At 37.7% G+C, this 408-nt stretch carries 1 pseudogene; it reads right to left on the bottom strand.

Going from position 1 to position 408, the window contains the following annotated elements:
• A pseudogene (locus B2899_RS13480) lies at positions 1–334 on the bottom strand (hypothetical protein); the annotation flags it as partial.
• Between the last annotated feature and the right edge of the window lie 74 nt (positions 335–408).

Raw genomic sequence — 408 nt, 5'->3', positions numbered from 1 at the left:
AAGAGCGGTCCAAAAGAATGTCCTTGTTTTGGCTCATTGCATTTTTATTAGTGTAAAATACATTCACATCATGTGGATTTACCCTTCTGGCATAGTTGATGGGGTCTCTTTTATGATATTCATTTTTTTGATCATACCACCATAGTTCGAAATCGATGCGGTCAATGATATTTGTGGTGATATTTCGTTCCTGCGGCGTGATCAATTTAATAATAAATCCAGAGTTCGGACTATAAAAATAAAAGGAACCATCTTCCTCACGCATATCCGCATGTGACACAGCAGGCAGGAGAAGCATAAGGAAGACAAGCAAGCCAATGATAGGTTTGCGCAATTCTTTCACTCCTTTTTAGAAAAATTTTTCTTCTCTATTTATCGGAGACGAGGAGGATGATTTCAATGTGGAAA

It is taken from the genome of Aneurinibacillus sp. UBA3580, from assembly GCF_002375825.1.
GTDB lineage: Bacteria > Bacillota > Bacilli > Aneurinibacillales > Aneurinibacillaceae > Aneurinibacillus > Aneurinibacillus danicus.
Note: the sequence above shows the minus strand (reverse complement) of the source record. Positions and strands in the feature narration are given on the sequence as shown.